3 protein-coding genes are annotated in these 3,230 nt (G+C 44.5%); all 3 read left to right on the forward strand.

Going from position 1 to position 3,230, the window contains the following annotated elements; translation table 11 throughout:
- Nucleotides 1–1,361 precede the first annotated feature (1,361 nt).
- Nucleotides 1,362–1,652, forward strand: coding sequence for a response regulator transcription factor (locus KQI79_RS27125; RefSeq protein ID WP_216541442.1), 291 nt, complete (start codon nucleotides 1,362–1,364; stop codon nucleotides 1,650–1,652).
- Nucleotides 1,645–2,616: a helix-turn-helix domain-containing protein gene (locus tag KQI79_RS27130; RefSeq protein ID WP_216541443.1), complete on the forward strand. Its 972-nt coding sequence runs from the start codon at nucleotides 1,645–1,647 to the stop codon at nucleotides 2,614–2,616. Before KQI79_RS27125 ends, KQI79_RS27130 begins: the two co-directional genes overlap by 8 nt.
- A gap of 3 nt (nucleotides 2,617–2,619) precedes the next feature.
- Nucleotides 2,620–3,230: CHASE3 domain-containing protein (locus KQI79_RS27135; protein ID WP_216541444.1), on the forward strand; the 611-nt coding region annotated here is incomplete at its 3' end.

The following is a 3,230-nucleotide window of genomic DNA, read 5'->3' on the forward strand; positions in this document are numbered from 1 at the left end:
GATTATTACAAAGGAGTTCATGGCTATGAATACAGGATAAATGATGTGAAAAAGTAGACTGGGGACAGGGGAAGAAGATCCCCATACCCCAGCTTACTTTGGTACGTATGAACGGAGATGCACGAACTTAAAGGACGCCGTCAGGCGTTTTTCTTATAACGGAAATAGAAGACCTTAAAGTGGGGAAAAAGCGGGCTTCTCGATCTCTAACGGATGCCAGCGCTCTTATTCGTTGTTTTCCTGGCGGGAAATGGACGAATAACCGCAAATAAGGTCCCGTAGTTCCGTTACATTTTAAAAAGTCTCAATTTTGCTCAAATAGAGTCCTGTAGTTCCGTTAGCCGCGAACGCGTCAGCTTCCAGTACGTCGACAGACCCGACTCCAGTACGTCGACAGACCCGATTCGTCCCATCAGGCTGCAGTTTCATCGGATATTTTTGCCGCGGCAATACGGCGGCGCCAGCGGAGACGAGGGTGTTTCCTATCTTCGACATACCGTCAGGTTGCGATATCGAAAAGGATGCCCTCTTTTCATTTGATAAGGCTTACTATGAAAAAAGCAGATTCTCATATTTATCTAAAGAATCTTATATTTTGCTTTTTTTGAAAGCGGTTTATATTCGAGTGAATAAAGGATAACGGAGTAGCAAAGGGAGGTTGCAACATAAGAAAAGGAAGCAAGATAGTCGCGATCATTGCATTGCTGGCTTCGGTCGCGGGGTTGCTGCCGGCATATGCCGCCGCAGAAGACGATACTGCATACGATGTGGTCGACCGATCGCGGACATGCAGCGAAACACCGTGCCGGGAGCTGCGCGCGGTGGGAAAAGAGTCTCAATCTTGCGTTAAACAAGCCTGTCCAGTTGTCATCCATTTCGAAGACCGAACCGCAATTCGCGGCTGAAAATAGTACCGACGGCAACGCCAATACGCGCTGGAAGTCCAATGACGGAGATCTTGGCAAGTGACCGGACAATCCAAACAGACAAAATGATTAAAGTCGGCGTTCCTGCCATAGCAAATATCGTTTTCGCGGATCCGACGAACGATATTGAGGTTGAATGCGGCGCAGAGGAGGAGCAGGTGCGATTCCGGCTTCCGAGAATCTTCGATATTACTTTGGATAACGGTTCGATTGTTCGCGGAGGTCGATCCCGATTCGTGGAATGCCGGAGCGGCCGTGATATTGAACAGAGGAATCAACTAAAAAGGGAAGTAAACTCGGGTGTTGCACTGGGTTTATCGTATGCAAAGCGCTCTCAAGTTTCTTATGATAAATATATCCGCCGCCGAAGAGTAAAGTAATTCGATATTTTGCTCCAGTTGCAGATCATAGAACAGATTCAAAGGGTGAATAACAATGTATCGTATACTCGTTGTCGACGATCAGAAGGTAGAAGTGGAAACGATCACATGGCTGCTTCGGAAACATCATCTTCCTCTCATCGTGTCGCAAGCATTTCATGGCGAAGACGCTTTGGCGCAAATAAGGGATCAGCATTTCGATATTTTGTTTACAGATATTAAAATGCCGTTTATAGACGGATTGGAACTCGCGAGTCGCGCTAAAGAAATGCGTCCCGATTTAAAAGTGATTATTTACAGCGCTTTCTCTCGTCGATTTGCAAGACCGGTTTTTCGATTTGCATAATTATGCGTTCGAATCCCGGTTGGCCCAATTGATCACCGATTCGTACTTCTATCTTAATCTGAACGAACGTCAAGGCATTCTTATTTTTATGTATCCATACGGCGCCGACAGGCAATCGAAAGTCAGGAATTATGCGAACGAGATGAAAAGATGGATTACCGAGCAATATGGAATGCGCTGCTTCATTGTAATCGGAAGCGCCGTGCATGATCCTCAGGATTTGCATGCGGAGTATGATCGGATGGAACAACAATTGGATTATCGATTCTACCTTGAAGGCAGCATAATTTGGGACAAGGACAAGAGCCTGGTTATGAAGGAGCAATCGACGGACGACGTTGAGCAAACGATTCATGAAATATATAAGCAAATTGAAAGCGCTGACTTTCATGAGCTTCCCAATCATATTAACATTCTTATCGGCAGGCTGAAGAATGCAGGACATTACAGCCCGCTATATACCAAAACGGTCTTTACCGGCATATTGCGCAAAATTGGCGAGGAACACCGCGATCAATATCCGATCAGCATGAATCGAATGTCGGATCAAATTGCCAAGATCGAGCACCTGACCGACCTGCACCGTTTGATCAATACGATAATCGAGGCGCTTATCGAGCAGAAGGAATCGAACGGGGAAGAGAACCGCAAAGTCATCGGTGAAGTGATGAAATATATCGATCGTCATTACAGCCGGGATATCGGCCTGCAAGACATTGCGGAGCATGTATATTTATCTCCAAGTTATTTAACTTTTATATTTAAGAAACATGCAGGGAAAAGCCTTGGCAAGTATATTACGGAAATCAGATTTGAAAAGGCGAAATATTTGTTGGAAAACACGAATATGAAATCGTCCGAAATCGGCAAATACGTAGGATATCCCAATCCGTCGTATTTTACGATGATGTTTCGAAACCGTTACGGATGTACGCCGGTACAATATCGTGAAAGGATGAAATAAAATATGAGCGTCTTTCATTACTTTCGCGATTTAACAATACGCCAAAAATTAGTCATTTCCTATCTGATCGTCATTATCGTTCCGATGCTTTTTTTGGGATGGTATGCGTATCAAAGCATCAAAAGCAATATGGAGCAGCAGATGCTGGGCAGTATGGAAACTTCCATGCATCAAGTGGCAACCGAAATTGGTTATCGTCTTGAAAGGCAAGAGAAAGTCATTAAACCGATCGTCTTTCATCCTTCCCTGAACGAGGCGATTTCGGACGAGGCAGATATCGCTACCCTTGCTCGAACGATGAACGATCGAATCGAGCCGATTATTACGACCAATTTGTATTTTAACGGGGATATTAAGAAAATTATGATTTATGCGGAGAATCTCAAAAAATCGTACGGAAATTTTATTTCCGACGCATCAAGCATCAAAAAAGAGATCTGGTACGAGCAAACAAAACGGGCGGACGGGACCCGTTGGTGGTTTAACAATAATAAACCTAAATTTCGAAAGCCCGTAATATCAAACACTGAATATAGTGGATCTGCCTCGCGGACTGTAAAAAAGTGGAGGTTTCCCAGTTCGTTCGGTTCAAGTCAACATTATGTGGATACACT

It is taken from the genome of Paenibacillus sp. MSJ-34, from assembly GCF_018918005.1.
In the GTDB taxonomy this organism is placed as follows: domain Bacteria; phylum Bacillota; class Bacilli; order Paenibacillales; family Paenibacillaceae; genus MSJ-34.

Bases quoted from the DNA above. Each gene is read 5' to 3' on its own strand.
- KQI79_RS27125 (WP_216541442.1), top strand. From the start codon at position 1,362: ATGTATCGTATACTCGTTGTCGACGATCAGAAGGTAGAAGTGGAAACG.